The organism is Wolbachia endosymbiont of Oedothorax gibbosus, assembly GCF_936270145.1.
Lineage (GTDB): Bacteria > Pseudomonadota > Alphaproteobacteria > Rickettsiales > Anaplasmataceae > Wolbachia.
The window spans coordinates 270824-297350 of sequence record NZ_OW370537.1; the positions used below are offsets into that span (position 1 = coordinate 270824).

A 26527-nucleotide genomic window follows, 5' to 3' on the forward strand; every position below is an offset into this window, starting at 1 on the left:
AAATTTATGTCTCGTATAGGTGCTGCTCCTATCAATATTCCTGCTGGTATTTCAGTTGAATATAATAATGGTAGTATGTTAATAAAGAGTGCTAAGGCTGAAAAAGAAGTTAGCTTGATCAGGGATGTTGTGTGTCAGATTATTGATAATCAGCTATTGCTTTCTGTTGATCAAGATAAAGATGATTATGATGAAATAAAGCCTATGTGGGGTACTTATAGGAGTAATATTAATAATATCATTAACGGTATGGTTAATGGTTTTTCTGTTAATCTTGAGATCAACGGTGTTGGATATAAGGCAGAGTGTGATGGTAAGTATTTGACTTTGTATCTTGGTTATAGCCATAATGTTAAATATAAAGTGCCTAAAGATGTTGAGATTAAGTGCATAAAGCCAACTCACTTAGTAGTTAGTGGTATGGATAAGCAGAAGGTCTATATGGTGGCGTCTGATATATGCAAAATTAGAAAATATGATCCTTATAAAGGTAAGGGTATTGTAATAAAAGGCAAATTTATGCTGCGTAAGGTTGTAAGTAAAAAGAAGTAATTAAAATGAAAAGATCGTATAATTTTTTAAGTAATTCTGAAAAAAGGAAGTTACGTAATAGAAAGAAACTCAATAATGGTGTTGAGCGTTTACGTATATCCATATTTAAATCTAATAAACATTTTTATGTTCAGTTAATTAACGATGCACAAGGAGTAACTCTCACTTCTGCTTCTACTTTAGATGCTAAAATTAGGGGAGTATGTAAAAGGAAGGTCAATGCTGAAACTATAAAACAGGTTTCTTCTTTAATGGTTGAGCGTCTATCTGGCATGAAATTAGAGCAGCAGCTTACGTTTGATCGTGGAGCGTATAAATATACAGGATTAGTTTCTCAGTTTGCTGAGGCTTTAAGAAGTTCTGGATTTGAGTTTTAGAAGGGTTTGAATATGGCTATAAAGAATTTACAAAATAATAATGATTTATCAGAGCTTTTAGTTTCGGTACGAAGAGTAACAACGGTTACCAAAGGTGGTAGAAGATTTTCATTTTCAATTTTGGTTGTTGTTGGCGATGAGAAGGGTAGGGTAGGATGTGGAATAGGTAAGCACGCAGAAGTTGCTGAAGCAAGAGTCAAAGCTGTAAATGCTGCAAAGAAATCTATGATTAGAGTGTACTTGCGTGAAGGTAGAACTTTGCATCATGATATTAAAGCTAAATTTTGTTCTGGTGAGATAGTTTTAAGAACCGCAAGAGCCGGAACAGGTATTATTGCTGGTGGAGCGATTAGGTCAGTTTTTGAGGTGTTAGGTATAAAGGATGTGGTAGCTAAATCTACTAGATCAAATAATCCTCATAACGTTATATGTGCGGTGTTTAAGGCTTTTGATAGTATGTTGTCTCCTCGTCAGGTGGCAAGCAAAAGAGGCAAAAAGATTAGCGAGATAGTTGGAAACAGGTAAAGTATGAATAATGCTGTAAAATTAAACTCTATATTTACTAAATTATCTAAGAAAAAGAAGCCTAAGTTGCTGGGTAGAGGTATCGGTTGTGGTAAAGGTAAAACATCTGGTAGAGGGCATAAAGGGCAGAAGGCTAGAAGTGGAGTTTCTATAAATGGTTTTGAGGGTGGACAACAGTCTATATATACTCGTTTGCCTAAAAGAGGTTTTAAGCCTATACGTAGGAACATATACTCTATAATTAATGTTGGCGATATACAGCGCTTAATGGAAGCTAAAAAAATAGTGAAAGACTCTGTTATAGATAAGGAGAGGCTGTATAAATTAGGTTTTATAAAGTCTATTAAGGATAAAATTAAACTTCTTAATAAAGGTAAGTTGAGCGAAAAATTTGTGTTTCATGTTGATTCTGCGTCAGAAGCTGCGAAAAAATCTGTAGCTTCGTCTGGTGGCAGTGTGGAAATACTATTGTAAATCATGAGCAGTAAATCCGCATTTAATAGCTTGGATCCTACGTTGTTATATAAAGGCGATTTATTAAAGCGTATATTTTTTACGCTAATGGCTTTAATTTGTTACCGTTTAGGTACTTATGTACCTATTCCTGGAATTAATCTTGATGTAATTAATGATATATTTCCCAAAGAGGGCTCAGGCGTTTTTGGAGTATTTAATTTATTTTCTGGTGGTGCATTGGCTAGAATGACAATTCTAGCATTGAACGTTATGCCATATATAATGGCTTCTATCATTATTCAGTTGCTTTCTTCTGCGATTAAAGGAATGAAGGAAGTTAAGAATGATGGAGAGTCAGGCCGTAGAAAGATGAATTCTTATATACGCTATCTGACCATAGTAATTTGTGTATTTCAATCAATTCCAATTTTGGTTGGATTGGAAGGGATGAATAGGGAAGGGGTATTGGTTGTAATCGAACCTGGTGTTATGTTTCGTACAATAGGTGTTTTCAGCCTTTTAGGTGGAACTATGCTTTTAATATGGCTTGGTGAACGAATCAGTGCTAGCGGTATAGGCAACGGTATCTCATTAATCATTTTTACGGGCATAATATCAGAGTTACACAGCGCTTTGTCATCTCTGTTAACGTTAAATAAAAACGGTAGCGTATCGTTATTTATTATCCTTTTTGTTTTGGTATTGTTTTTTTTGCTGTTACTCTTAGTCATTTTTGTAGAGTCTTCTTATAGAAAAGTTGTTGTTCAATATCCTAAAAAGCAATTTAAGAGATTACATAATGACGATTTTACTTATATTCCATTGAAGATTAATTTATCTGGTGTAGTACCAACCATTTTTGCTAATGCAATTTTATTGACACCTATTTCAATTGCAAATTTCTATAAGGGGCACGCTTTTTCTGATTTTATTTTGAATTACTTTATGGCAAATAAAGTAGTATATATTGCAGCCTATTTGGTGCTGATAGTATTTTTTAATTTTTTCTATACTAATTTTATATTTAATCCAGAGGAAAATGCAGATTTTCTTAAAAAAAATGGTGGTTTTATACCTGGTAGAAGGCCTGGGAAACATACTTCTGATTACCTTCAAGATATAGTTTTTAAATTGACATTTATTGGTTCTGCGTATTTGGTAGTCATATGTACTGTACCTGAAGTTATGAGATATTATTATGATATACCATTTATTTTTGGTGGAACGAGCTTGCTAATTATAGTGAACGTTATTACTGATACTATTATGCAAATACAATCTTATATTTTTTCGAATAGGTACGACAGCTGGATAAAGAAATATGAGTCTAAAACGAGGAAAGTAAGATGATCATTACGATTTTTGGTCCTCCAGGTTCTGGTAAAGGTACTCAGTCAAGCTTGTTAATAGCAAAATATAATTTAAAATTAATTTCAGTAGGGGATTTATTAAGGAATATTATATCTAGCAGTAGTGAGTTAGGTAAAAAAATAAAGGGTACTGTGGAATCTGGTAATTTAATTCAAGATGAAATTATATGTGAATTATTACGTGACCAGCTTGCATCAGTGGATGGTAATTGCTTATTAGATGGGTTTCCGAGAAATTTAAACCAAGCTCATTTCTTAACTCAAGTTTTGCAGGAGAAATATAGTACAGGTGTTGATATTGTAATTGAGCTGCAGCTTGACGATAATATTGCAATCGATAGATTAAAAAATCGTCTTGCGTGTTTGGACTGTAAAAGTATATATAGTGTATCTTCTTTTAAGAGTACTACTTGTGCTAAATGTAAAAGTACGAAGTTAGAGAAAAGAATTGATGATGCTGATATGTCTGCAATTAATAAGAGAATAAGTGAATATCACCTTCAAATGAAAGATTTACGCGAGTATTATAAAGGCAAATTATTAACAATTGACGCTAATTTGAGTGTTGATGAGGTAACGCAAGAGATTGAAAGTAAAATTTCTTGTAATTTGGTTTGACTTTGAGTTGTTTTATGGTATAAATTAAGAATTGTTATTAATAAAGTATCGAGGTACCAGTGGCACGTATTGCAGGCATAAATATTCCAGTGAGGAAATGTATTCCTTTTGCATTAACTTATATATATGGTATAGGTATTGCTACTGCGAATATAATTTGCCACGCTTGTGAAATTGATAAGTGCAAACGTGTTTCAGAATTACGAGATGAAGATATAGAAAAGATCAGCAGTTTCATTAGACAAAATTATGTTATAGAAGGTGAGCTCAGAAAAGAAGTGGCTATGAACATAAAATCTTTAGTGGAAATGGGATGCTATAGAGGAGTGAGACATAGAAAAGGTTTACCTGTGAGAGGGCAAAGGACTCATACTAATGCTAAGACTCGTAAAGGTAGATCTCGGTTGCCTATTGCTGGGAAAAAATAAAATTTATTATTATTGTGAGTTTTAATGAAAAAAGTCAAAACGGTTGGTAAGAGTACAAAGGAGTTTATTACTGGTGTTGTCCATATTCGTGCAACTTTTAATAATACTTTTGTAAATGTAACTGATGTTCATGGTAATACGCTATGTCAAACTTCTGTGGGTGCATGTGGTTTTTCAGGTTCGAGAAAATCCACACCTTATGCTGCAGGTAAGGCTGCAGAGGCTGCTGCGAAGAATGCAATGGAGAGATTTGGTATGAAGGTTGTCTCTGTAATAATTCGTGGTCCTGGCTTTGGTACCGAAGCTGCGGTTAAAGCACTTCAGAACTGTGGGTTGACTGTGACTTCAATTGCAGATAAAACCGCAATTCCTCATAATGGGTGCAGGTTAAGAAAAAAAAGAAGAGTATAGGATATTTAAAAAGGTTGTTTTATGTATTATAATAATGATGTTTCTCTCTGTAGCAATTTAGATAAATTGATTAAACCTAGTTCAGTTAAGGTAATATCAGATGATTCCAGTGAAAAAAGTGATGTAGTGCTAGAACCGTTGGAAAGTGGTTTTGCTTTAACATTAGGTAATGCATTAAGACGTGTAATGTTATCTTCTCTTAAAGGTAGTGCTGTTTATGGAATAAAAATTGAAGGTGTAACTCATGAGTTTACTTCAATTCAAGGGGTGAGAGAAGACGTAACTGATATAGTATTAAATATGGGCATGTTGAGATGTAAATTAAATGGTGCTTCTAATAAATGCTTAAAATTAAACGCTAAAGGGCCTTGCCAGGTATTAGCTGGGATGATAGAAACAGATAATCAATGCTCTATTGTTAATAAAGATTTGTTAATATGTACGCTGGGGCAAAATATAGAGCTTAACATGACCATATATGTGGCTAGCGGAAAAGGTTATCTTCCTATAACTAAATATAAAGAAAATGAACTTGTGAAGCTTATGAGCGAACAGGATTTAATAGGTTTTATTCCAGTTAATGCTTTGTATAGCCCTGTCAACAGGGTTTCGTACAAGGTAGAGAACAGTCGTGTTGGCCAAGTTACTGATAAGGATAAGCTGATATTGTCAATTGAAACTGATGGTACAATCTCTCCGAGTCAAGCTGTTGACTTTGCTGCAAGAATATTACAGGAGCAACTTCAGCCCTTTATTAGTTCTGATGTGAGTTATAAAAAATCGCAAGCTTCTTCGTCTAGTGGTGCTAAAGACTTGGGTTATGACCCTGTCTTATTGCGTAAGGTAGATGAAATGGAATTATCTGTCAGGTCTCATAACTGTCTGAAAAACGAAAACATCACTTATATAGGTGATCTTGTGCAGAAGACAGAAGGTGAAATGTTAAGAACTGCTAATTTTGGCAGAAAGTCTTTGAATGAGATTAAGGCAGTTTTGGTTAATTTTGGCTTGTCTTTAGGTATGAATGTGCTAAACTGGCCGCCTAAAGATATAGATGAGTTGGCTAAACAACATACTGATGAAGATTAGGTGATATATGAAACATGGAATAAAAAAACGTAAACTATCTCGTTGCACTGAACATAGATTATCGATGTTAAAGAATCTATCTATCTCATTAATTAACCATGAGCAGATTGTGACTACTTTACCAAAAGCTAAGGAACTTCGTCCATATGTCGAAAAGTTTATTACAATTGCTAAGAATAAGAATACTTTACATGGTAGAAGACTTTTGCTTTCACGCCTTCATAATAGTAAGTTAGCAGTTGATAAGTTATTAAACGTCTTAGCCAGCCGTTATCAAGATCGTAAAGGTGGGTATTCTAGAATAATAAAATTTAGCACTCGAAAGGGTGATTGTGCTTCAATGGCAGTGGTAGAATTGGTTGATAGGGATGTTGCAGCAAGAGGTAAGGTTTATAGTAAAAATAGAGAAGGAGGCAAAGTAGTTACACAAAGTTAATATAATTGTTCTTCTTATGGTAAGTAGGTTACGCTACTTTGTAGGTTACTTTGGCGAATTGTTAGTTTTGGCATATTTAAAGCTGAAATGGTATAATGTTATAAAACGCCGTTACCGTTGTAAGTTCGGTGAAATTGACTTAATTGTATCTAAAAAAAAGGAGCTGATTTTTATAGAAGTTAAAACAAGTTTGCTTGGAAAAGAAATACCGATATCTCATCTTCAATGTCAGTCTATTATAAATTCTTCTAAGTATTTCTTAAGTAAAAACCTTAGTTTTTTAGATTATTCAGTCAGATATGATTTATATTTTCTTTCCTTAAAGAGAAGACCTGTTTATATAAAAAATGCTTGGATTGAAGAATGAAAGATTTGTAGCTGAATTAATTTAGATTTACTGGATTTAATATGAAAAAGACCCAATACAATAATTTAGTTTCATCTTACGCTAGAGTGCTGTTTCATGTCTCAGGAAGCAGGTTAGGTATTATAAGGAAAGAAGTAGAATTTTTATTGGCTTTTTTTAAGGATCAACGTGATGTTTTTGTGTACCTATCTCATCCTATGATTTCTTTTGCACACAAAAAAGAAGTGATACTTTCTATAAATGAGCACTTGAGTGAGAATTTAGTAAAATTTATTATGGTTATATTTGCAAATAAACGCTCTAGTTTATTGATCCTTATATTAGAAAAATTCTTAAGTCTTGCAAGAGAAAATGAAAATGAATTCGAAATTACTATAAAGTCAGCAGAAACTTTAAAGGAATCTGATGTAAAAATAATTACTGAATCTTTGAGCTTTCTTGGTAAAATAATAAAAGTAAGCAATGTGGTTGACTCTTCTATACTAGGTGGCTTCGTAGTTAGGTATGGTTTTAATTTGATCGATGCTTCGCTAAAAAGTTACTTAGATAGATTGGTTGACTTAAGTAAAATGGAAATATTAAAAGTAAGGAATTTTGTATGAAGAACAATATGAATGTTTCTGAGATAGCAAGTGTAATAAGGGAAAAAGTTGAGACATTTGATAATCCTATAAAGCGGGAAAATATAGGTGAAGTGATTGCAGTCACAGATGGTATCGCGTTGGTTTATGGGCTGGAAAAAGCAAAATTTGGTGAAAAGGTATTTTTTGCAAGCGGTATAGAAGGAATAGTTCTTGATTTAGATCATGATACGGCTGGAATAGTTGTGCTTGGTAATGACCGTGATGTAAAAGAAGGGGATGTTGTAAAATGTAGTGGTAATGTTGTGCAGGTACCTGTAGGGCATGAATTATTAGGAAGAGTTGTAAATGCATTAGGTCAGCCTATAGATGGTTGCGGAGAAATTAGAACTAAAAATAGGATGGATATAGAATCCAAAGCGCCAGGCATTATTGATCGTAAATCTGTGCATGAGCCACTGCAAACAGGAATTAAAATTATAGATTTGCTAATTCCAATAGGTAGAGGGCAGCGTGAATTAATTATTGGCGATAGACAAATTGGTAAAACTACTATTGCGCTTGATACTATTATAAATCAGAAGAAGATTAATGATGAAGTAGACGAAAATCAAAAAGTTTACTGTGTTTATGTTGCTATTGGACAAAAAATTTCAACGGTAGCAAAAGTGGTAAATAAGCTAAAAGAAAGTGGAGCATTAGAGTATACAACTGTAGTTGTGGCTAGTGCATCTGACTGCGCGCCTATGCAATTTTTAGCACCCTATGCTGGTTGCACTATTGGGGAATTTTTTCGTGACAATGGAATGCATTGTTTGATTGTATATGATGATTTATCTAAGCATGCTGTAGCATATAGGCAGATGTCTTTATTGCTCAGACGTCCTCCTGGTCGTGAAGCTTACCCTGGAGATATATTCTATGTACATTCTCGCTTGCTTGAAAGAGCTGCTAAAATGTCTGATAAAAAAGGGCAGGGGTCTTTAACTGCTTTGCCAATTGTCGAAACTCAAGCTGGTGATGTATCTGCATATGTGCCAACAAATGTTATTTCAATTACCGATGGGCAGATCTTTCTTGAGTCTGAATTATTTTATAAAGGATTTCGACCTGCAGTAAATATAGGCTTGTCAGTTTCACGGGTTGGTTCTGCTGCACAACTAAAGTCTGTGAAGAAAGTTGCTGGTTCTATAAAGCTAAGCTTAGCTCAGTATAGAGAATTAGAAGATTTCGCAAAATTTGGTTCTGATCTTGATGCTAGTGTTCAATTATCCTTGAATAAGGGTAAATATCTTGTCGAGTTATTAAAGCAAAAACAACATTTACCTATGTCAATAGAAGAGCAAGTAGTGCTGATGTATATTTTTTCTAACCTATATAATCAGTTAAGTAAAATACAAATAAGTTACATTAATAAATTTGAACATGATCTTATTAATTATTTTCATACTGTGCATCCTGGGGTTTTAAAAAAGTTGTCAAATGACATGAGTGATGATATAAAAGGTGATATTTTTAACATTGTGAGTAATTTCGTTACTCAATTTAATTGCGTTTAGGTGGTGATTATGGCTTCATCCATTATTAATAAATTTCCTATAACGAGTGAAGGTTTTGAGAATATGCAAGCCGAACTTGAAAAATTAAAGGAAGAGAAACCTTCTGTGATACAGGCTATTTCTGATGCTCGTGATCAAGGTGATTTGTCTGAAAACGCAGAGTATCATGCAGCACGGGAAAGGTTAGGTTTTATTGAAGGCCGTATAATGGAGATAGAAAGTAAGCTCTCACATGCGGAAGTAATAGAAGTAAAAAATTTGTCTGGTGATTCAGTAATGTTTGGTGCAACTGTGACATTAAGCATGTTAAGTGATAATAACGGTGAAATGGAATATGTGTATAAGGTTGTAGGCGAATATGAAGCTGATGTTTCAAAGCAGTTAATATCTACTAGTTCACCACTTGGGAGTGCCTTAATTGGCAAAAAAGTCGGCGAGTATGTGGAAGTGACAGTGCCAAATGGAGAGAAATTGTATAAAATAGTTAAGATTGAATTTAAGTAAATTATTATGGTACAGGCCACTTATGCTTCAATGAGTCTACCCGGCATTTCTTCTGTGGAAGATGTATTAGAGGATGCTCGTTCCGGTAAATTATTCATTTTAGTTGATGATGAAAGTAGAGAGAATGAAGGTGATTTGATTGTCTTAGCTGAGAAAATAAAGCCGGAACATATGGCTTTTATGGTTAGATACGGTACTGGTATTGTATTTTTAGCTATGACAAAGCTTCATATGAGTAAACTAGATCTTGAGTTTATGGAGAGAAGTAATGTAGACGAAAAGATTGCTCCTCATACTGCATTTACTACATCAATTGATGCACGTTATGGTATCACAACAGGTGTTTCTGCTTATGATAGAACACATACGATACTTACCGCCATTGATGAAAAGAGTACTAAGGACGATATTATTACTCCAGGGCATGTTTTCCCTATTATTGCAAATGAAGGCGGGGTTTTAGCACGCAATGGTCACACTGAAGCAAGTGTTGAAATAGCAAAGTTGGTTGGTCTTAATCATGCAGCTGTAGGGTGTGAATTAGTGAATGATGATGGCTCTATGATGCGCTTACCTCAGTTACTTAAATTTGCTGAACAACATAAAATTAAGTTAACTACCATCGACAAACTTATCAGTTACGTTAAAAATTTAAACTAGCGTTTATAAATTTGTATAATTTAAGTGTTAAAATATAGAATTCCTATAAATTATACAAGCACAGAATTTTCATGTTTAGAATTGCTAAGTTTTTGACCTTATTGTTCTTTCTTGCATATTATAATAATGCTTACTCTATTAATATTATTAGAGATAGTGAAGTGGAAGCGATAGTGAAAGAGCTAGCGCAACCTTTATTTTCTGCTGCGGATGTTGATCATGAGCAAATAAAAGTTTTTATAATTAATGACAATTCGATTAATGCTTTTGTAATTAACAATAACAGTATCTTCATTAGACTTCTTTCAAAATTGTTAGAGGGAGTGTAAGATGAAGTATTTGAAAGAATGAAATATAAGGAAATAGAAAAGTTAGAAGGAGAAAAGTTTCGACGTTTAACAGGGGTAAAAAAAGCAACATTTGAGCGAATGGTAGAAATTCTAGAAGTGGAGGATAAAAGAAAAAAAGCTAGAAGTGGAAGAAAAAGTAAACTTTGCATAGAAGACAGGCTACTTATGGCACTGGAATATATAAGAGAATATCGTACATATTTTCATATTGGGCAAAGCTATGGCATGAGTGAAAGTAACAGTTTTAAAGTGATAAGATGGGTAGAAGACACATTAATAAAACATCCAGATTTTGCATTACCAGGAAAAAAAGAGCTATTAAAGAGTGATGTAGAATATGAAGTTTTAGTAATAGATGGAACTGAAACGCCAGTAGAGAGGCCAAAAAAAAACAAAAACGCTTTTACTCTGGAAAGAAAAAAAGGCATACTATAAAAACACAAATAGTAACAGAGAAGAAGAGTAAAAAAGTCATATGCACGTCTTTCTCGAATGGTAGAAAACACGATTTTCGGATGTTTAGAGAATCAAAGGTAGCAGTATTGCCGCAAACTAAAATCTTAGCTGATGCCGGCTACAGGGGAATGCAGAAGATACACAAAAATGTTGTATTACCGCACAGAAAAACGAAAAAGAATCCGTTAAGCAAAGAACAAAAAAAAGAGAACAGAGCACTTATGAGCCAAAGGGCAATTGTTGAAAACGTAATTGGCTTATTGAAAAGGTTTAAAATCATCTCGTACAGGTATAGAAACCGACGAAAACGTTTTGGTTTAAGGTTTAATTTGATTGCTGCAATTCACAATTTTGAGCTCCCTACATGAATTTTGAAAGAAGTCTATTCATTTAGGGCTTTTACGATATTCGGCTAAACCTTATGTCCTGCTTGGTATATTAGCACATGAGATTGCTCACATATCTGCTGGTCATATATTGCAAATGAGTAGTGCTATGGGTTATTTTCAATCGATAGCAATGATTAGTTATATGGTAGGATTAGTTTCTAGTATTATCATTAACCCTCAGGTTGCTGGTGCAATTTTGCTTAGTGGTGTAGCGCTCAGTTCAAGGCTGTTTTTTAACTATTCTCAAGAGCAAGAAAGTGTAGCAGACAGCTATGCTTTAAGATACCTTGATGAATCTAACTATGATAATTCAGGTATGAAAGAGATTTTTGATTATTTTAAAAGTATTGAGCATGAGAACACCGAGGAATATTTCCGCACTCACCCACTTAGTGAGAAACGCATATTTGCTGTACAAAATTATAAGGTCAAAAACAACGTAAAACCAATTTTTGCGGATAAGTTACTAAAGTTTGAACGTGTGGTTGCAAAGCTAGACTCTTTCTTTGCTCCTATTCATGTGTTATCTAATAAATATGAAGATAATTCTGAGTATGTAAATGCTATAGTTTGCTATAGGCAAGGAAAGATAGAAGAGGCTATTGCTAAAGTTAATTCATTGATTCAAGAGTCACGCAATGACCCATACCTGTATGAATTAAAAGCAGAAATGCTATACAAGGCTGGAAATTTAAGTGAAGCAATAAAAATGTATGAAGAATCGCTTAGGTATTTATCTGAGAAAAACAGTTATTTAGTGAAACTTGCATTATCTCATACTTTATTATTACACGGTGATGCAAAAAAGGCGATTTTTTACTTGGAGCAGATTTTGAATGTAGAACCAAATAACGCTTTTGTCTGGAAGTATTTAAGCATTGCATATAAATGTGAAGCTGATACGGCAATGCATTATTTTGCTTTGACAAAAAAGGCTTGTATTGAAGGTGATTTAAAGCAATTTACAAAATATGCTGAGCTAGCTGTTAAAACCCTACCAAAAGATAGCCCTTATTTGTTGCAAGTTGAAGATATGAAACGATTTAATGGATAACAAAAAAGCATTTCTGTACTTTTATGGGTTATTTCTTTCCACACTGTTCCAACATAGTTTTTGCTTCATCGCTTACGTTGGGCATAATTTTCGTTATGATAGTTTTAGCGCCAAAAAATACACCACAGAACATGCCAAGAGCAAAGAGGGCTGGCCACGGCATCCTGCCAAATATTGCAAGCAAGGATGCACCAATTATTACTATTGTCATAAGTGGACCGCCTATCCCCCAAACATAACCAATAATATTGCATATTACTTTAGTTGTGTCATCCATATCAGGGTCAGCTGCATAACCTGAGAAAGAGGAAAGCAATACTACACAAAAAACACCAAAAAATCCTATTATAGAGCTCATTTTTTTGCCTCTAAATAATAAACTAACGCAAACTTAAACCTACACATATTTTTATCTTAAAGTAAAAATTATAATTTGTCCATACATAAGTGTTGCTACATAAATAACCCACCATTAATGTTAAGCACATGCCCTGTTATATATTTTGCTTCATCACTTGCTAAAAATAAGACCCCTGCTGCTATTTCTTCCCCTGTTCCCATTCTTTTCATTGGAATATTATCTAATATTTTTCCCTTTTGTTCTTCATTTAAAACTTCAGTCATTTTAGTATCTATAAACCCAGGGGCAATACAATTTACTGTTACATTACGACTTGCAACTTCTTTTGCTATAGATTTGCTCATAGCTATTATTCCAGCTTTAGACGCTGCATAATTTGCTTGCCCGGCGTTTCCTGTTAGCCCTATTATTGAGGAAATATTTATAATTCTTCCCCAATTATTCTTAATTAGTTTCCTGCATGCTTCTCTACTCAGCTTAAATGTAGAACTCAAGTTAATATCAATTACTTTTTGCCATGCTTCATCTGTCATTCTCAATAATAAACTGTCTCGCGTAATACCCGCATTGCATACGAGCCCGTCAAAGCCTTCCATCAACTCACTTGCTCTATTTACCAGTTGATTTACTTCCTCAGCATTTGATAAATCACAAGGGAGTACATGCATGTTTTTTTCATATTGTTTAGCAACTCCTTCGAGCACTTCTTTTTTTGTGCCAGAAATACATAAAGTTGCTCCGGCTTCGTGCATAATTTTTACAATTGCTTGCCCTATTCCGCCTGATGCGCCAGTGATTAGGAACTTTCTGCTTTCCAATTTAAACATAATAACTTTATATTATCTTAATTCCTAACAGAATATTGACTGGTTGGCAATAGATTTCTTACACAATATAAGTAACTCAGATATTCACAAAATAAAGGAAAAGTTATAATAAAGTTAAACGTCAAGAAATTTTAAAAACATAGTTGATGCAGGAATTGTTACTAAATAGTTTATTCTGGTGCTCTACAGTCTAAATGGAATGCTTAAATTATAGATTCTTTGTTTTTGTGTGTTATCTTGAGTTAACACAAATTCACAGTAGTATTATGATAAGTAAGTTAAAAAAGCTTAGCGCTGGATTTTCTTTGACAGGCCTGATTGGCCATAGTGATAATATAAATATGCAAGGAGCAAAAAATAAAAAGAAGAAGTACCCAAAATTTTTGGATAAGACGTTCGCATGGATTGATGTGATGATAAATTTTATTTTAAAACGCGAAAGTAATAACGTAAATGAAGTTCTGAAAGTAACATGGGGGCCACTATCTTTTGGTCTGATAGTGATACTCATCTTTTTTGGGATAGGTGGTATTTGGTCGGCTATAGCTCCAATTGACGGGGCGGTGCATGCAAGTGGAGAAGTTATTGTATCTTCAAATAGGAAAATAGTTCAACACTTGGGCGGAGGAATAATAAGCAAAATTTTAGTAAAAGAGAGCCAAGCAGTTAAAAAAAATGAGCCTCTAGTTTTGTTGAGTGATGTTAACGAGAAGGCGAATTTAAGTATTATCAAAGAGAAGCTCTTATCATTTTTAGCAACAGAAGCAAGGCTTCTTGCAATCAGAGGAGATTTAGACACGCTTGAGTTTCCTGATGAGGTTAAAAAATTATCTAACGATGAACTTGTAAATAAAGCGATAAAGAATCAAGTAAAGTTGTTCAACTCTCAGAGAAAGAGCATATTGGGAAAAACAGACATACTGCAACAACGTATAAAGCAGTTAAATGATGAATTAGCTGGGCTAAACTTTCAGCTAAATGCAGCTCATAAGCAATATGACTTGATAACTGAAGAGTTGGAAACAAAAAGACAATTACTTGATAGTGGCCATATAAGCAAACCACACATTTTAGCTTTAGAAAAACAGTTTGCTGAAATTGAAGGCAGAGTTGGACATTACCGTTCTGCAATATCTCAAGTGCAGCAAAAAATTGGAGAGAACGAATTAGAAATTATAAACGTGAGAAACGATTCTCAAGAAAGAGCAAACGCTGAACTTAAGGAAGTTAGTACGTCTATTGCAGATTTGAAAGAGAGGCTGATGGTTGCTGAAGATTCACTGGCACGTACAATAATTAAATCCCCTCAAGAGGGGATAGTTACAGATATAAGATACCATACTGAAGGTGGTGTTATACAATCTGGAGTTCCGATCATGAGCGTAGTGCCATCGGATGATGACTTAATAATAGATGCTAAAATTCAAACTAGAAACATAGAAGAGATACTGTCAGCGCAAAAGAAAGATAGCAACATAGTTTCTATTGATGGGCTAGAAGGGCTAAAGGTTAAAGTTCGGTTAAGTGCTTACAGTGCACGCCGTTTAAGTTTAATTAGTGGTATAGTAAGCCATATTTCTCCTGATGCTCTTGATGATCCAAGACTAGGGCGTTATTATTCAGTGCGCGTAGTGATACCAAAGTCAGAGCTTGCTCAGTTTAAAAACGTATACCTATACCCTGGTATGCCAGCAGAAGTGTACATAGTTACTCAATCCCGTACTCTTTTATCATTCTTGTTTACACCTATAATTGCAACAGTTGATAGGTCTTTTATAGAAAGGTAGATTAGAGTAGCTTTTTCATAACGGTGCTAAGATCTTAGAGTGGACTTCTTGCATAACCATATACCATTGGGAATAGAAACACAAAACTTACTTGACAAACTCCACCAGCGCCCTTATCATGAAATTGAAGCTATTTATTTATCTTCTCTGTACAGATTAAATGACAAAAAAACTCACGTATCTGGCGTCTCATGTTTAATTTTTTGCACTATGTGCACCTTATGTCTTTATAAAACTTCTACCTACATAAGCTGAAACGCGCTGTTTAAAACATAAAAAAACGCCAACTTAAAAAATGGATAGTGAATAACTAGCTACCCTAGGGTTTCTTTTGCCTTTTTTTCTGTTTAGTAAATTTCTTAACGTTTATAATTTAGATTAGTTGCGGTTTAAAAGCAACTGAATCGCGGTTATTAGACGTTTAGAATAAAAAAACGCCATACTTGAAAGTATAATGTAAGTAATTAGCCAACCACGGGGCTTCTTTTGCCTTTTTTTTCGCTTGGTTAATGTTTATACGGAAAGTGTCATCCAAGTAGCTGACACTGGAATGGCTTTGTTGCATCGCTCTTCGGATAGTAGGTAACGTACAATAAATTCATGAAGCTATCTCAAACTTAGCCATCAGTAAATTTGTTAAGCAAATAACACTTGAGTAGCAGTTCCTTCTCACGATTAATCTCAGATTTGCTCCTAAAACTAAACCCAAATATTCGCTTCAACCTTGAGAAAAATCCTTCAATATACGATCTTTTTCCGTAATTTACTTCTTCTTTCCATCTTTTTATACCATTCTCACCATGTAATTTCATTAACTGAATAGCGGCATTTCTATCAAGCATATAATCCAATTTTGGATGCTCTGCTGCGTTGTTTTTCGGAGGAATTTTCGTTTTTATACCATATTGATTACACAGCTTATAGAGCTTTTCTCTGTCATATGCCCTATCTGCATATAGTGCTTTTATGGCATGCTGAAAATCAACTTCTTTTAGCAAATCACAAGCTCCATAGTGATCAGAGTAGACACCGTTACTGTATTTTACAGCTATGGCTTTTTTGCTGTTTGTATTCAACATTACATGCAATTTTCTTGTCTGTTCATAGCTGCGATACTTTCTATCTTCGCTATTTTCTTTGCTATGTGTTGTTGTATATACTAATTCCTGTACTGTCTATAGCAATTTCGATATCTTCCATATTATTTTCTGCAATCATTGATCTTAATATTGAGTTTCTTTTGATGCTTGTGAATAGCTGATAACTTGCAAATTTTTCCCAATTTGCTCAAGGTATCCTGCTATAAACCCAACTCAGGCCTATTCTAAATAAACAAGTTATTATGTGCACCAAAATTACAACTTTATCGCTATAAATATTGTTGCCACCTGGTATTTTTGGACCATTCTCGTACCACTTTTCTATGGCTTCGTTGATATAATGAAAAATATTTCCTCTTTTTTCTAGAAATTTGTTATATTCGCTATGGTTACTGACCCTCATTTTTTGTGGCATATTTTTTCTTTCAAGGTTAAATGGCTATTTTATAATGAATTTTGTCAGTAGCCACCAGATTTTTTCAGTTGCTATGCAACAAAGCCATCCCAGTGTCAGCTACTTGGATGACAGGAGATAACGCAAGAAGTCTATTTTTGATATGGAAGCCAGTGTCAGCTACTCAGATGACACCTTGTGCTTGCTGGTTATAACTGCTAAGGATTTTTATTTAATTTAACTGCATCTTTTGCCTTATCCAATAACCCATTAATAAAACCAATTTCGCTTGATTTATCAAGTAAATCAGATGCAATGTTAGTATACTCATTAATGACAACTGGAACTGGCGTGTCATGATTAATCAACTCACATATTGCAACGCGCAAGATAGATAAGCTTATAAGATTTAACCGTGAGAGGGACCAACTTGGGTGTAAATAAGACTCTATTATTTTATCATATTCTTCACTGCTTTTTATAACCTTATATAACAAATTTTCTAAGAACTGATGTTCAAATTCTTCACATTCAAATATATCTTTCAACTTACTTATGTAGTCCTTAAGCTCACAATTTTCCAATTTAAAAGTGCTTTTGTTGTAACCTACGAAAATATTTGAATAAGCAATTTGTACAGCAAGAAATCTTGCCGTGCTTCTTTTTATGCGCCACTTTTTATCTACTGGTTTTTCCTCCATTATTTTAATTTATTGTATAAATCTATCATACGCAAAACAGTTGAGGCTGCATGGCCACCAACGTTCTTTTTGTTTTTGTCAGCTCTAATTAGTGCTTTATCTTTGCTGTCAGCGGTAATTACGCCCATACCAAGGGGCATTGCATAATGCATAACAACTGCATTTAAGCCTTCAATTACTCCTTTACAAACATATTGATAATGATCGGTTTCACCGCGAATTACGCACCCAAGAGCTAAATAACCGTCATAATTAGCATTCCTACTTTTGACCGCAAAAAGAATTGTAGCTGGTATCTCGAATGCACCAGGAACTTCAACTACATTGTAACTAGTATTGCTGCCTTTTAATTTATCAATTGCACCTTCAAGCAAAAGGTTTGCTATTTCAGCATAATAAACCGAATTAACTATTAGTATTTTCGACATTTACTACCACTTTTTTCGTTAAAAACAACTTTATTAATGATTGTTGAATTAAAGTTATGACATTACTGAATATCCAATATATTACCAGGCCTGCAGGAAAGGAAGAAAAAATAAAGACAGAAATGTAAGGCAAAAACTTCATAACATTAACTTGAATATCATCTTTATTGGCCTGATCTTTTTCGTTTAGCTTTTGCTGAATTATTATAGTAATACCAAAAATTATAGGCAAAATGCCTATAGAAATAGGAAAGTTATAATTAAACAACCCAAATAACGTAAAGATGTTCGTTGGGTCAGGAGCTGAAAGATCCTTAATCCATAAATAAAAAGGGGCGTGTCTCATCTCTATAGTAACAAATAATACTTTATATAAAGCAAAAAATACCGGTATTTGTATTAGCATAGGAAAGATGCTTGACATTGGGTTTACGTTGTTTTTTTTGAACAATGCAATTGTCTCTTTGTGCTGCTTTAAGCTGTCACTTTTATACAGCTCTTTTATACGAGTTAATTCAGGCTGCAGGCTTTTCACCTTGAACATCGAAATATATGATCTATTAGATAAGGGAAGCATCAAAAGTTTGATTACTAAAGTCAGCAATAATATTGCTAAGCCAAAATTTTTTAAAACGAAGTTAAAATATTCAAGCAGTAAAAACACTGGCTTAGTTATAAAATAAAGAACACCAAAATCTACAGCTTTATCAAACAAAGGTATATTGAGAGTATCCTTATAAGAATCCAGTAAATTCAACTTTTTTGCTCCAGCAAAAAAATAATTCACATTAGAAGTGCTTGCACCAGGAAGTATGCTCTTGTAAGGTTTGACAAAATCTACTTGGAATTTATCAGTATTATTAACGTTTGTGTGTTTAATGCTTACATTTATTTTATCGGATTTCTCAGGTATGATCGCTGTAAGCCAGTATTTATCAGCAAAACCAAACCAATTTTTTTCACTTGAATTTGCTTTTATTAAATGTTTCTTGGCGATATCCTTATATGTCCACTCCTCTAGTTTATTATCAAATGCACCCAGTACTCCCTCATGTGATATCCAATAAGATTCATTAATATTATCACGTTTACGGTTAATTTTACCATAAGGAACCAAAACTACATTATCTTTTGTATTGTTTTCAATAATTTGCTCAACCTTAAACATGTAGTTATCGTCGAGGCTAATTTTCATTTTAAACACAATGCCATTTTCATTATCCCAAAATAAATTGACCTCTTTTTGATTGAGTTTATCTGCTTGCCAGACTGCCTTAGAATCTGGAACTTTAATCTTGTTATTCGGATCGAGCCACCCAAATTCAGCGAAATATACATCTTTTGATTCTGCAGGTGAAAGTAACACCACTTGTGGAGAAGAAGAACTCGGTTCTAAGTGGTAATTAGTTAAAATTAAGTCATCAAACCTTGCACCTTTCAGAGAAATTGATCCTTTAATCATGTTATTGGTTAAACTAACCCTCTGTTCTCGAGTAGAATTAATAATTTCAGAACGATTTTGGTGTATTATAGGAGCAAGGTCGTTAAAAGATTCGATATGTTCAATATTTTCAATCAATGGCTGATTTTGGTTTGCACTAAAAAAATTATCATAAATAATACGCCAAGATACCATGATCAACATGGAAAGGATAGCTGCTAAAATTAAACTTTTTGCTTCTGACATGAAATTAAATCAAACATATCTTCTTAAAGTGTATACTAAGTATTGTACTAAAACAATGAAATTTACTTATTTTTAATAATAACTTTTAACGCTGATCTTTAAATTTTATTTTAATAGCTTCAAATTTTAACAATATGAACGCGGTGAAAAATCTAGTTATTTGGTTGCTAATAATAGCCACTACTGCAATGCTTATTGATTCACAAAGGGACAAACTAAGCGACAGATTTCTCAGTACTTTTTTACCATATAAAGGAAGAATTCAAAATAGTGGTCAGAATAGTGGAAGTATCGAATTTACGAAATCATACGATGGACACTTTTATATTCAGGCTCAGGTCAATGATCGCAATATAACGTTTTTGCTTGATACCGGAGCAACCGATATTGTTCTATCACAAAAAGACGCATTACATGTTGGTATTAACTTACAAAACGTTCAGGATTTTAAAATATATGAAACTGCGAAAGGTCAAATAAAAGCTGGAGTGGTTCAAATACCTCAGGTTAAAATAGGAAATTTTTTGATTAATGATGTACAGGCAAGCGTTAACACTCATTCTATGTCTCATTCACTACTTGGAATGAGCTTTTTAAGGTATTTTCATTTCACTATAAGAGATAATAAGTTGATATTATACCGCGACTAAATACTCCTACAATCTAAAGCTCTGTAGGTCAATATAGGGGCAGAAATAAATATTGCAGAACAAGTGCCAATTAAAATACCAAAAAAAATGATCAAACTGAAGTCTCTAACTGCATCTGTGCAGATTAATACCAAAGGAAGAGCAGCAAGAAGGGTTGTACCCGAGGTTAATATAGTGCGAAACAATGTAGCGTTGATACTTGCATCTACTATCTCACTCATCCGCCCACTTTTACCACTCTTGCAATACTCTCGAATCCGATCGTATATAATTACTGAGTTATTGATTGAATAACCAATGACAGTAAGAAGCGCTGCAACTGATGAAATATTAAACTCAATGCCAGTTAGGCTAATAAAACCAACAGTTAAAATCACATCATGGATTAATGCTGTTATTCCACTGAATCCACATTGCCAATTAAATCTAAACCAAACGTAAAAAAATATTCCAACAATTGCGATCAACATGGATAACATTCCTTCAAATATTTGTGTTGAGCTTATTTGTGGGCCAACATAGTCTATTTTACGATAGCTTATTGAGCTACCTAGCTTTTCTTCTAGTATGCTTTTTATCTTTTTGATTTTATTTTCGTCTCCCTCATCTTTAAAACGCATATCACCCGCTTTTGAACTCTGCACTGTAAAACCATTTTCTTTTAATGCATCGAGAATAGAGTGATTCTCATCTGAAGATTTTATCTCTATCAAAATTCCGCCTGCAAAGTCTATGCCTAAGTTCACTCCACGCAGCACAACAGTGAACATTGAAAAGATGATAAGAATAATGCTAACTAGTGCAGTCAAATCCCTATATTTACTAAACTTGATATTGAGGTTATCTGGAATGAGTCTAAGTGCCATGCTATTTACTTAAACTTGAATTTTATATACTTTTCAAAAGATTCACTAGTTTATTTTGTGATTGTTTGACTATGTCAATTTTTCTGTTAGTTGATTCTTGTCTGTCAATTAAGTTCTATTCAGTGCAAACTTTGCAATTTTGAAGTACATTACAAGAGCAAAATACCGCCAATTTGGCCCATCATTTTATCTCTGCAAGCTTATCCCCCCATTGCTATGTTAGCAACGCAACCTAAGCTAGGTTCCTTCATAGCAGTGCTAGGTACACTGCCATATCTTTCAAAACTTTCATGCTCTATAGCTTCCTCAACACTTTTTCCTCCTAAAAGACAGTTTTCCCCTAAACTTTTTCCCCTATTTTTTAACTCATTAAGCCTTGCTCTGTTTTCCCCATCAATCTCCACTTTTATTTTATTGCTGTCTTTCTCACTAGGACTTAGATAAATACTTATCTCTCCTACCTCAGTAGTAAAAGACATTTCAATACCACCTTTTGAGACATCCATGTAATTTCTTTTTTCCTCTATTCCTTTTACATTTTCAACTCTTACTATACTTTCTCCAATTTTGAGTATGCCAACTCTTAAATTTAAGTCTTTGGCTTTTTCATTGTTTAGGATTTCTGTAACTTCAACAATACTATCTTGCGAGTATTCTATACAAAAATATCCATTATCCTTGTCTACTCCTAATACATTTTGAGTCTGCTTGCTTTTGTTTACAATACTTTCATATGCTAAATCTTTTAGCTTGCTTTCAATTTCCTTACATTTCTCAGAAAGGCCATCATCAAATCCGTTATAAGTAACTATCTGCTCAAACTCATTCCCATCGAAAAAATTAGGGCGTTTTACTTTCCCACTTTTTAACAATAAATTACTAACAATGCTTTTGATAATGTCCTCTTCAGACACTTCATTTTCTTTGTTACAGTTTTGATCTTCACTTTGACAGGGAGAGTTATCGAATACAAAAGTGTTACTTCTGTTACTTATATGACCACCACTAGTAAGATCTTTTATTTCTTCAAATACTGTATTTGTTACAGTTTTTTCACAACAAGTACATTGTAAATTTAACATTACTCCTTCTTTTAAGTATCCAGCTACTGTGTGCTTAATACTTTCTAGAATATTTTTTATACATTCTTGTTTATTTTGTTCTGTTATACCTCTCACCTCCTCACAGCATTTATCAATCAGATTCTGTTCACTTTGAGTTAACGACACTTTTAGTTCCATAAAAAGTGAGTCTTTTAGAAAAGGATTATCATCTTCTAGGTCCCAATCATTTTCTGAATTCAAATCATCTGTTGACTCCATTGAATCAAGATTACCTGAGCTATAGTACGAACCCTTTTTTGAGTCCGAACTATCTTCTGAGTTCCCATCACTATCTGACCAATTGTTAACTTTTTGACATTCTGAGCTTTTCTGTTCACCTTCAAAAGTCTGATTACTACCACCAGCGCCCTTTGTCAAATTTTCTTTACTTTCACAAGAACCATCTGAACCATAGCCCTCGTTCCCTTTTGGATCTGAATCATCTGGATTACAATCAGAAGTTATTTCTGTATCTTCAGAAATCTGTTGATTATCACTTTCACCTAACAAACCACCATTTGTTGGATTAGTTAATTGTACTGCTGTACAGATTGTCCGGTCATCCCCATCATCGGAACCAATACCTGAATCATAGCCATCACCTTCTTCAATCTTTTGAGTTTCTATATCGTGTTCATCTATTTCACTTGACGAATCATAGTTGGAAGGGTTATACTGTTGATTAGAATGGTGCGTAGTGAAAAGCACTTGACTATGATTATTACTGTTATCACTTGTACAAGAATCATCGGAGTGCTGTAGAGGAGTTTGTGCATTACTTTCAAGAGTTTGACGCCACTCGCTGCAAAGGTCCTTAAAATCGAAAGCAGCGCATATAACTTTTTCCTTGCCTGATACCCCACCATTCATATTGTATAACCATTACTCACTAATCCCTTAGTGAATATCGTAATATATAGGTCTGTCAATAAAAAAATATAACTTTCTTTGGTTCTAACCTTTGCAAATCAGTATCTATAGCCCGGTAATTTCTCATATATTGCACTCTGGACCTAGGAACGTTGTTAATAAATCCACGACAGCTAGACAACCTTCGCCCGTCCACTAGAAGGCAAAGCAGCAAGGAGTAAGCCAAAAGCGATGAGGAAGGATCCAAACCAGATTATAGACATTCCAGGTTTATAGTGCACTTTAGCTGCAATTTTGCTCTTACTCTTATCAATTTCTCCAATTACAACATAAATATCAGAAAGCAAATTGTGGTAGATACTGCTTTCAACATTTTTTTGACCTTCCGCAAGGTAAAATCTATATTCAGGAGTTACTTCACCCAATATCTTGTTATTCAGCAAATTCCTGATATCCATTGTACCTCTTACTGCATGGAAATTTTTTTCTTTTATTAGCTCAATATTTCGTAAAGTAACTTTAAACTTATTGACTGTTATGCTATCCCCTATTTTTAAGTAATTTTCTTTTTTCTCCTGCCAACCAACCGAATATGCTATACCAAGCACTAGAATTGCCACTCCAGCATGAGCTGCCATCATTGCATAGTAGGATTTAGAAACTCTTCTTGCTAATAAAATTGATTCACCAAATGCTACCTTAAATAAACGAATTCTTTTACTGTATGCTTCTAAAACAAAGATTAATAATGCTATGGAGATAGTAATTGATAGCACAATTATTAGCTCCATGTGAAAGATAAACGGCAAAATAGCTGCAGCACTGCAGAATGAGAATCTGTATTCACGGAATATTGGCAATAGACTATTTCCCTTCCAACTGCAGTATTGCCCGATCATGGTGAACACTAGAATAATGAGTGCAATAGGACTAAATAAGGAATTGTAATATGGTGCTCCAACTGAAATTAATTCACCGGTTAAATACTCAAGCACCGTAGGGTATAAAGTGCCAACGAACACAATAAAAAAAGCTGTAATAAATAATAGGTTGTTTATTAACATCATTGTAAAACGTGAGAAGAATCTTCTACCCTCTGTCGCTTGAATAGCAGATTTCTTTCTGGATTCCAGTGTTAAGCACTGGGCAGATGTGTTCGTAAACACTACAAATATTACTAAGCTACTTACTGTAATTACACCAAGTAGAGCTAATATATACAGTCCATACCTTGGGTCATCTGCAAACGTGTGCACTGAAGAGAGTATTCCAGAGCGGACTAGAAATGTTCCAGTCACACTCAATATAAAAGTTGTAAGCGTAAGTAAAATAGCAAAATTCCTTAAAGTATTGAAATTTCGTACAACGAGCAACAAATGTGTCAGCGCCACTGCAATTAGCCACGGCATCAAAGAAACGTTTTCTACTGGATCCCAAAACCAAAATCCACCCCACCCAAGTTCGCGATATGCCCACCAGCTACCCAAGCTGATGCCCAAAGTGAGCAGCGACCAAGAAATAAGTACCCAAGGCCTGACAATTTTAGCCCAAACATTTCCTTCAGTATTTAAAATTAATCCAGCTATAGAGAGCGAAAAAGGAACGCTAAATCCAAGGTACCCCAAATATAATATCGGTGGATGAATAGCAAGACCTATATCTTGCAATATCGGATTAAAACCCAATCCATCTGTTTCAATGCCTGGCATTTTAGTGAAGGGGTTGGATTCAATTAAAGTGAACAGTAAAAAACAAAAGCAAATCAAGCCTTGGGTGATCAAGGATACTCTCTTCAATTTACTGTCGTTATCAGTAAAAATACCCATCAGAAATAGGTAAAAGGTAAGCACTAATGTCCAAAGCAACATAGACCCTTCTTTATTTCCCCAAACTCCACAAATCTTATAGATCAAAGGTTTTGTTGTGTGTGAGTGGTAGTATACGTTTTCGAGTGAGAAATCATTTGTAATGTGGCAGTAGATCAAAATAGCCATTGACGCTGATACACAAAAAAATATGGCAGTGGTAATAAACCGACAAGAACTAAGCGGTAAAAACAAATATGTCAAAGACAATAAGCAGGCTAGCAGTAGCAATATATTCCCAAGTTCAGGCATAAAAAATTATAGTTTTTATATAAACAATATTACTGATGACAAGTTAGAAGTTAAAGTGTTAATTGATGCTAGCCCGTAGTTAGCTGTATGCTGGCATTAATTAAAAATTAAATATTAAGTCTTTATACTTTTATAGATAGCGTTAATATTGAGGTAACATTGTGGGTACAGCTAAGATTAGTATATTTCCATTTAATATAAAAGGTAAAGTGGCAAAACAACATGCCGAACCAATAATCGAAAAAAATCTCTATACTATTTTAGGATTCAAAGATATAGAAGATTTTGAAAATAAGACAAGTAAGTTTGTTAATAAAGAAATTTGGCAATTATTTGTCGGTTGTTTTGCAAAGGAAATAGATTATGCAGCAACTGAAAAAGTTGTAAAAAACATCGTTTGTAACATTGCAAAGAGTGATCGCGGTGATGCTTTTACCAAAACTGAACATCTAATATTAAATGAAAAGCAAGATAATAAAAAGAGGGAAAAAGCGATTAGAGAAGCTATTAGTATTTTGAGAAAAATCAATCCAGAAAAAGCCTTTAATGAACTTTCAGTAATAAAAAAACAAGCTGAAGATTTTTTACAAACCGATTTTTATAAAGCTCAGAGTAAACCACTTCAAGGATTTGCTCCCTCTGGTGGACAGCTCTTTGCGGAAGTTCTAAAATATATAGAAACACTAGAAAAATTAGCTGAAGTTAAAAAGGAAGAGCTAGTTAAAGGTTTCTTGTTAAATCATGTTAGTTCATTGAATAAAAAGTATCCTAAATCACGAGGCAAAAGGGAAGATGCTATAACAATACTATCAAGTGATGAGTTGAAGAATTTTTACAATAAAGGTGTAAAAGAAGGAATATTACAACCAATGGTATATTATAAAGAATGCAAAAACCTATTTGACAAAATGAACCAAATGAAAAATCATGTAGTTGAAAAAAAAGAACAGGAAGGAAATTTGAGGGAAATAAGTAAGTCAATAATTGGTGCAATTAATGACATAAAAAAGCATAGAGAAGCAATCCTTAACTGTGAAAATTTTCAAAATTCTTGCATAAAAGAGAAAAAAGAACATCCATTTAGAGGCAATGCATGTCAAAAAATGATTGATATATATCAAGGAAGAATCGCAGAACATCAGGAAAAAAGTTATAAAATCTTAAACTCAGTGAGCAAGCTATTCGAAAGTATGTCGCAAAAAATGAGAGATTTACCTGAGATAAAAGAATTCCAGGAAATGGTAAATAGTGTACGTAAAGAACACAGCACAAAGCAGGCTGGTGATCATTTTGACTCAGCTTTGATTTGTCTGGTAAATGTATGGAATAAATTAGATATTCAACTGGAAAATCCTCTAACAGAGCTAAGAGTTTTTCATATTAACGTTAAAACTGAAGTAACTCGGTTATAAAAGCCAAATTTTTAGGGCAATTTTAATTCACGCAACTTTAGT

General features: G+C 33.9%; 28 protein-coding genes and 3 pseudogenes. 22 read left to right on the forward strand and 9 right to left on the reverse strand.

The features are described 5' to 3' along the window. Nucleotides 1-6 precede the first annotated feature (6 nt). The 18 genes and pseudogenes from rplF to NBW37_RS01475 form a co-directional block, all read left to right on the forward strand. Nucleotides 7-552 (forward strand): 50S ribosomal protein L6, encoded by a 546-nt coding sequence (rplF, locus tag NBW37_RS01390; protein WP_250296625.1) that lies wholly within the window; start codon nt 7-9, stop codon nt 550-552. A gap of 5 nt (nt 553-557) precedes the next feature. Further along, on the forward strand, nt 558-929 hold the full coding sequence (rplR, locus tag NBW37_RS01395; RefSeq protein ID WP_250296626.1) for a 50S ribosomal protein L18: 372 nt from the start codon (nt 558-560) through the stop codon (nt 927-929). A gap of 12 nt (nt 930-941) precedes the next feature. Next, entirely contained in the window at nt 942-1454 is a 513-nt protein-coding gene (gene rpsE, locus NBW37_RS01400) for a 30S ribosomal protein S5 (protein ID WP_010962748.1), read from the forward strand. Nucleotides 1455-1457: 3 nt separating this feature from the next. Further along, nucleotides 1458-1928: a 50S ribosomal protein L15 gene (rplO, locus tag NBW37_RS01405; protein WP_250296627.1), complete on the forward strand. Its 471-nt coding sequence runs from the start codon at nt 1458-1460 to the stop codon at nt 1926-1928. Nucleotides 1929-1931: 3 nt separating this feature from the next. Beyond that, nucleotides 1932-3260: a preprotein translocase subunit SecY gene (gene secY, locus NBW37_RS01410; protein ID WP_250296628.1), complete on the forward strand. Its 1329-nt coding sequence runs from the start codon at nt 1932-1934 to the stop codon at nt 3258-3260. Then, on the forward strand, nt 3257-3898 hold the full coding sequence (locus tag NBW37_RS01415; protein ID WP_250296629.1) for an adenylate kinase family protein: 642 nt from the start codon (nt 3257-3259) through the stop codon (nt 3896-3898). Before secY ends, NBW37_RS01415 begins: the two co-directional genes overlap by 4 nt. A 59-nt stretch (nt 3899-3957) precedes the next feature. Beyond that, nucleotides 3958-4326, forward strand: a complete 369-nt coding sequence (gene rpsM / locus NBW37_RS01420; RefSeq protein ID WP_250296630.1) for a 30S ribosomal protein S13 — start codon at nt 3958-3960, stop codon at nt 4324-4326. Between the two features lie 24 nt (nt 4327-4350). Next, nucleotides 4351-4737: a 30S ribosomal protein S11 gene (gene rpsK / locus NBW37_RS01425; RefSeq protein WP_250296631.1), complete on the forward strand. Its 387-nt coding sequence runs from the start codon at nt 4351-4353 to the stop codon at nt 4735-4737. Between the two features lie 21 nt (nt 4738-4758). After that, nucleotides 4759-5826 (forward strand): DNA-directed RNA polymerase subunit alpha, encoded by a 1068-nt coding sequence (locus tag NBW37_RS01430; protein ID WP_250296632.1) that lies wholly within the window; start codon nt 4759-4761, stop codon nt 5824-5826. Nucleotides 5827-5833: 7 nt separating this feature from the next. Further along, the gene (gene rplQ / locus NBW37_RS01435) at nt 5834-6262 is read left to right on the forward strand and encodes a 50S ribosomal protein L17 (protein ID WP_250296633.1); all 429 of its coding nucleotides are present in this window, start codon (nt 5834-5836) and stop codon (nt 6260-6262) included. Between the two features lie 16 nt (nt 6263-6278). Then, the gene (locus NBW37_RS01440) at nt 6279-6629 is read left to right on the forward strand and encodes a YraN family protein (protein WP_250296634.1); all 351 of its coding nucleotides are present in this window, start codon (nt 6279-6281) and stop codon (nt 6627-6629) included. Nucleotides 6630-6670: 41 nt separating this feature from the next. After that, a complete protein-coding gene (gene atpH, locus NBW37_RS01445; protein WP_250296635.1) occupies nt 6671-7231 on the forward strand; it encodes an ATP synthase F1 subunit delta in 561 nt (186 codons plus the stop codon). Further along, nucleotides 7228-8769, forward strand: a complete 1542-nt coding sequence (gene atpA, locus NBW37_RS01450) for a F0F1 ATP synthase subunit alpha (RefSeq protein ID WP_250296636.1) — start codon at nt 7228-7230, stop codon at nt 8767-8769. Before atpH ends, atpA begins: the two co-directional genes overlap by 4 nt. Nucleotides 8770-8778: 9 nt before the next feature. Continuing rightward, on the forward strand, nt 8779-9273 hold the full coding sequence (gene greA, locus NBW37_RS01455; protein WP_250296637.1) for a transcription elongation factor GreA: 495 nt from the start codon (nt 8779-8781) through the stop codon (nt 9271-9273). A 6-nt stretch (nt 9274-9279) separates the two neighbouring features. Further along, complete coding sequence (gene ribB, locus NBW37_RS01460) at nt 9280-9933, forward strand: 3,4-dihydroxy-2-butanone-4-phosphate synthase (protein WP_250296638.1); 654 nt, start codon at nt 9280-9282, stop codon at nt 9931-9933. A gap of 71 nt (nt 9934-10004) precedes the next feature. Continuing rightward, nucleotides 10005-10235 (forward strand): annotated as a pseudogene (locus NBW37_RS01465) (M48 family metalloprotease); the annotation flags it as partial. A gap of 45 nt (nt 10236-10280) precedes the next feature. Next, nucleotides 10281-11107 (forward strand): IS5 family transposase gene (locus NBW37_RS01470; RefSeq protein WP_250295852.1). Its coding sequence is split into 2 segments (ribosomal slippage): nt 10281-10668 and nt 10668-11107, totalling 828 coding nucleotides; the frame shifts between segments, so codons are not numbered across the junction. A 16-nt stretch (nt 11108-11123) separates the two neighbouring features. Then, nucleotides 11124-12182 (forward strand): annotated as a pseudogene (locus tag NBW37_RS01475) (M48 family metalloprotease); the annotation flags it as partial. A gap of 28 nt (nt 12183-12210) precedes the next feature. Here the strand turns inward: NBW37_RS01475 and NBW37_RS01480 are convergent. Then, the gene (locus tag NBW37_RS01480; protein ID WP_250296639.1) at nt 12211-12540 is read right to left on the reverse strand and encodes a TrbC/VirB2 family protein; all 330 of its coding nucleotides are present in this window, start codon (nt 12538-12540) and stop codon (nt 12211-12213) included. Between the two features lie 95 nt (nt 12541-12635). Continuing rightward, nucleotides 12636-13370 (reverse strand): 3-oxoacyl-[acyl-carrier-protein] reductase, encoded by a 735-nt coding sequence (fabG, locus tag NBW37_RS01485; RefSeq protein ID WP_250296640.1) that lies wholly within the window; start codon nt 13368-13370, stop codon nt 12636-12638. A gap of 266 nt (nt 13371-13636) precedes the next feature. On the opposite strand from fabG, the gene NBW37_RS01490 reads away from it, so the two are divergent. Continuing rightward, complete coding sequence (locus tag NBW37_RS01490; protein ID WP_250296641.1) at nt 13637-15157, forward strand: HlyD family type I secretion periplasmic adaptor subunit; 1521 nt, start codon at nt 13637-13639, stop codon at nt 15155-15157. A gap of 617 nt (nt 15158-15774) precedes the next feature. On the opposite strand, the pseudogene NBW37_RS07835 reads toward NBW37_RS01490, so the two are convergent. The 4 genes and pseudogenes from NBW37_RS07835 to yidC form a co-directional block, all read right to left on the reverse strand. Beyond that, nucleotides 15775-16672: pseudogene (locus NBW37_RS07835) on the reverse strand (IS5 family transposase). Nucleotides 16673-16869: 197 nt separating this feature from the next. Continuing rightward, nucleotides 16870-17352, reverse strand: a complete 483-nt coding sequence (nusB, locus tag NBW37_RS01505) for a transcription antitermination factor NusB (protein WP_250296642.1) — start codon at nt 17350-17352, stop codon at nt 16870-16872. Beyond that, a complete protein-coding gene (locus tag NBW37_RS01510) occupies nt 17352-17780 on the reverse strand; it encodes a 6,7-dimethyl-8-ribityllumazine synthase (RefSeq protein ID WP_250296643.1) in 429 nt (142 codons plus the stop codon). The genes nusB and NBW37_RS01510 overlap by 1 nt, the downstream gene beginning before the upstream one ends. Beyond that, nucleotides 17758-19467, reverse strand: a complete 1710-nt coding sequence (yidC, locus tag NBW37_RS01515) for a membrane protein insertase YidC (protein WP_250296644.1) — start codon at nt 19465-19467, stop codon at nt 17758-17760. The genes NBW37_RS01510 and yidC overlap by 23 nt, the downstream gene beginning before the upstream one ends. A 134-nt stretch (nt 19468-19601) precedes the next feature. On the opposite strand from yidC, the gene NBW37_RS01520 reads away from it, so the two are divergent. Further along, nucleotides 19602-20117: a TIGR02281 family clan AA aspartic protease gene (locus NBW37_RS01520; protein ID WP_006279648.1), complete on the forward strand. Its 516-nt coding sequence runs from the start codon at nt 19602-19604 to the stop codon at nt 20115-20117. Here the strand turns inward: NBW37_RS01520 and secF are convergent. From secF to NBW37_RS01535, 3 genes are all read right to left on the reverse strand, one after another. Next, a complete protein-coding gene (gene secF / locus NBW37_RS01525; RefSeq protein WP_250296645.1) occupies nt 20114-20983 on the reverse strand; it encodes a protein translocase subunit SecF in 870 nt (289 codons plus the stop codon). The two genes, NBW37_RS01520 and secF, sit on opposite strands and share 4 nt — an antisense overlap. A gap of 200 nt (nt 20984-21183) precedes the next feature. Next, the gene (locus NBW37_RS01530; protein WP_250296646.1) at nt 21184-22956 is read right to left on the reverse strand and encodes a hypothetical protein; all 1773 of its coding nucleotides are present in this window, start codon (nt 22954-22956) and stop codon (nt 21184-21186) included. Between the two features lie 173 nt (nt 22957-23129). Then, nucleotides 23130-25052, reverse strand: a complete 1923-nt coding sequence (locus NBW37_RS01535) for a heme lyase CcmF/NrfE family subunit (protein WP_458695351.1) — start codon at nt 25050-25052, stop codon at nt 23130-23132. Here NBW37_RS01535 and NBW37_RS01540 point away from each other — a divergent pair. Together NBW37_RS01540 and NBW37_RS01545 are read left to right on the forward strand one after the other, a co-directional pair. After that, the gene (locus NBW37_RS01540; protein WP_250296648.1) at nt 24973-25152 is read left to right on the forward strand and encodes a hypothetical protein; all 180 of its coding nucleotides are present in this window, start codon (nt 24973-24975) and stop codon (nt 25150-25152) included. The genes NBW37_RS01535 and NBW37_RS01540 overlap by 80 nt on opposite strands. Before the next feature lie 82 nt (nt 25153-25234). Next, complete coding sequence (locus NBW37_RS01545; protein ID WP_250296649.1) at nt 25235-26485, forward strand: hypothetical protein; 1251 nt, start codon at nt 25235-25237, stop codon at nt 26483-26485. Nucleotides 26486-26527 lie beyond the last annotated feature (42 nt).

Bases quoted from the DNA above. Each gene is read 5' to 3' on its own strand.
- rplF (WP_250296625.1), top strand. From the start codon at position 7: ATGTCTCGTATAGGTGCTGCTCCTATCAATATTCCTGCTGGTATTTCA.
- rplR (WP_250296626.1), top strand. From the start codon at position 558: ATGAAAAGATCGTATAATTTTTTAAGTAATTCTGAAAAAAGGAAGTTA.
- rpsE (WP_010962748.1), top strand. From the start codon at position 942: ATGGCTATAAAGAATTTACAAAATAATAATGATTTATCAGAGCTTTTA.
- rplO (WP_250296627.1), top strand. From the start codon at position 1,458: ATGAATAATGCTGTAAAATTAAACTCTATATTTACTAAATTATCTAAG.
- secY (WP_250296628.1), top strand. From the start codon at position 1,932: ATGAGCAGTAAATCCGCATTTAATAGCTTGGATCCTACGTTGTTATAT.
- NBW37_RS01415 (WP_250296629.1), top strand. From the start codon at position 3,257: ATGATCATTACGATTTTTGGTCCTCCAGGTTCTGGTAAAGGTACTCAG.
- rpsK (WP_250296631.1), top strand. From the start codon at position 4,351: ATGAAAAAAGTCAAAACGGTTGGTAAGAGTACAAAGGAGTTTATTACT.
- NBW37_RS01430 (WP_250296632.1), top strand. From the start codon at position 4,759: ATGTATTATAATAATGATGTTTCTCTCTGTAGCAATTTAGATAAATTG.
- rplQ (WP_250296633.1), top strand. From the start codon at position 5,834: ATGAAACATGGAATAAAAAAACGTAAACTATCTCGTTGCACTGAACAT.
- NBW37_RS01440 (WP_250296634.1), top strand. From the start codon at position 6,279: ATGGTAAGTAGGTTACGCTACTTTGTAGGTTACTTTGGCGAATTGTTA.
- atpH (WP_250296635.1), top strand. From the start codon at position 6,671: ATGAAAAAGACCCAATACAATAATTTAGTTTCATCTTACGCTAGAGTG.
- atpA (WP_250296636.1), top strand. From the start codon at position 7,228: ATGAAGAACAATATGAATGTTTCTGAGATAGCAAGTGTAATAAGGGAA.
- greA (WP_250296637.1), top strand. From the start codon at position 8,779: ATGGCTTCATCCATTATTAATAAATTTCCTATAACGAGTGAAGGTTTT.
- ribB (WP_250296638.1), top strand. From the start codon at position 9,280: ATGGTACAGGCCACTTATGCTTCAATGAGTCTACCCGGCATTTCTTCT.
- NBW37_RS01480 (WP_250296639.1), bottom strand. From the start codon at position 12,540: ATGAGCTCTATAATAGGATTTTTTGGTGTTTTTTGTGTAGTATTGCTT.
- fabG (WP_250296640.1), bottom strand. From the start codon at position 13,370: ATGTTTAAATTGGAAAGCAGAAAGTTCCTAATCACTGGCGCATCAGGC.
- NBW37_RS01490 (WP_250296641.1), top strand. From the start codon at position 13,637: ATGATAAGTAAGTTAAAAAAGCTTAGCGCTGGATTTTCTTTGACAGGC.
- nusB (WP_250296642.1), bottom strand. From the start codon at position 17,352: ATGGAGGAAAAACCAGTAGATAAAAAGTGGCGCATAAAAAGAAGCACG.
- NBW37_RS01510 (WP_250296643.1), bottom strand. From the start codon at position 17,780: ATGTCGAAAATACTAATAGTTAATTCGGTTTATTATGCTGAAATAGCA.
- yidC (WP_250296644.1), bottom strand. From the start codon at position 19,467: ATGTCAGAAGCAAAAAGTTTAATTTTAGCAGCTATCCTTTCCATGTTG.
- NBW37_RS01520 (WP_006279648.1), top strand. From the start codon at position 19,602: ATGAACGCGGTGAAAAATCTAGTTATTTGGTTGCTAATAATAGCCACT.
- secF (WP_250296645.1), bottom strand. From the start codon at position 20,983: ATGGCACTTAGACTCATTCCAGATAACCTCAATATCAAGTTTAGTAAA.
- NBW37_RS01530 (WP_250296646.1), bottom strand. From the start codon at position 22,956: ATGAATGGTGGGGTATCAGGCAAGGAAAAAGTTATATGCGCTGCTTTC.
- NBW37_RS01540 (WP_250296648.1), top strand. From the start codon at position 24,973: ATGGCAGTGGTAATAAACCGACAAGAACTAAGCGGTAAAAACAAATAT.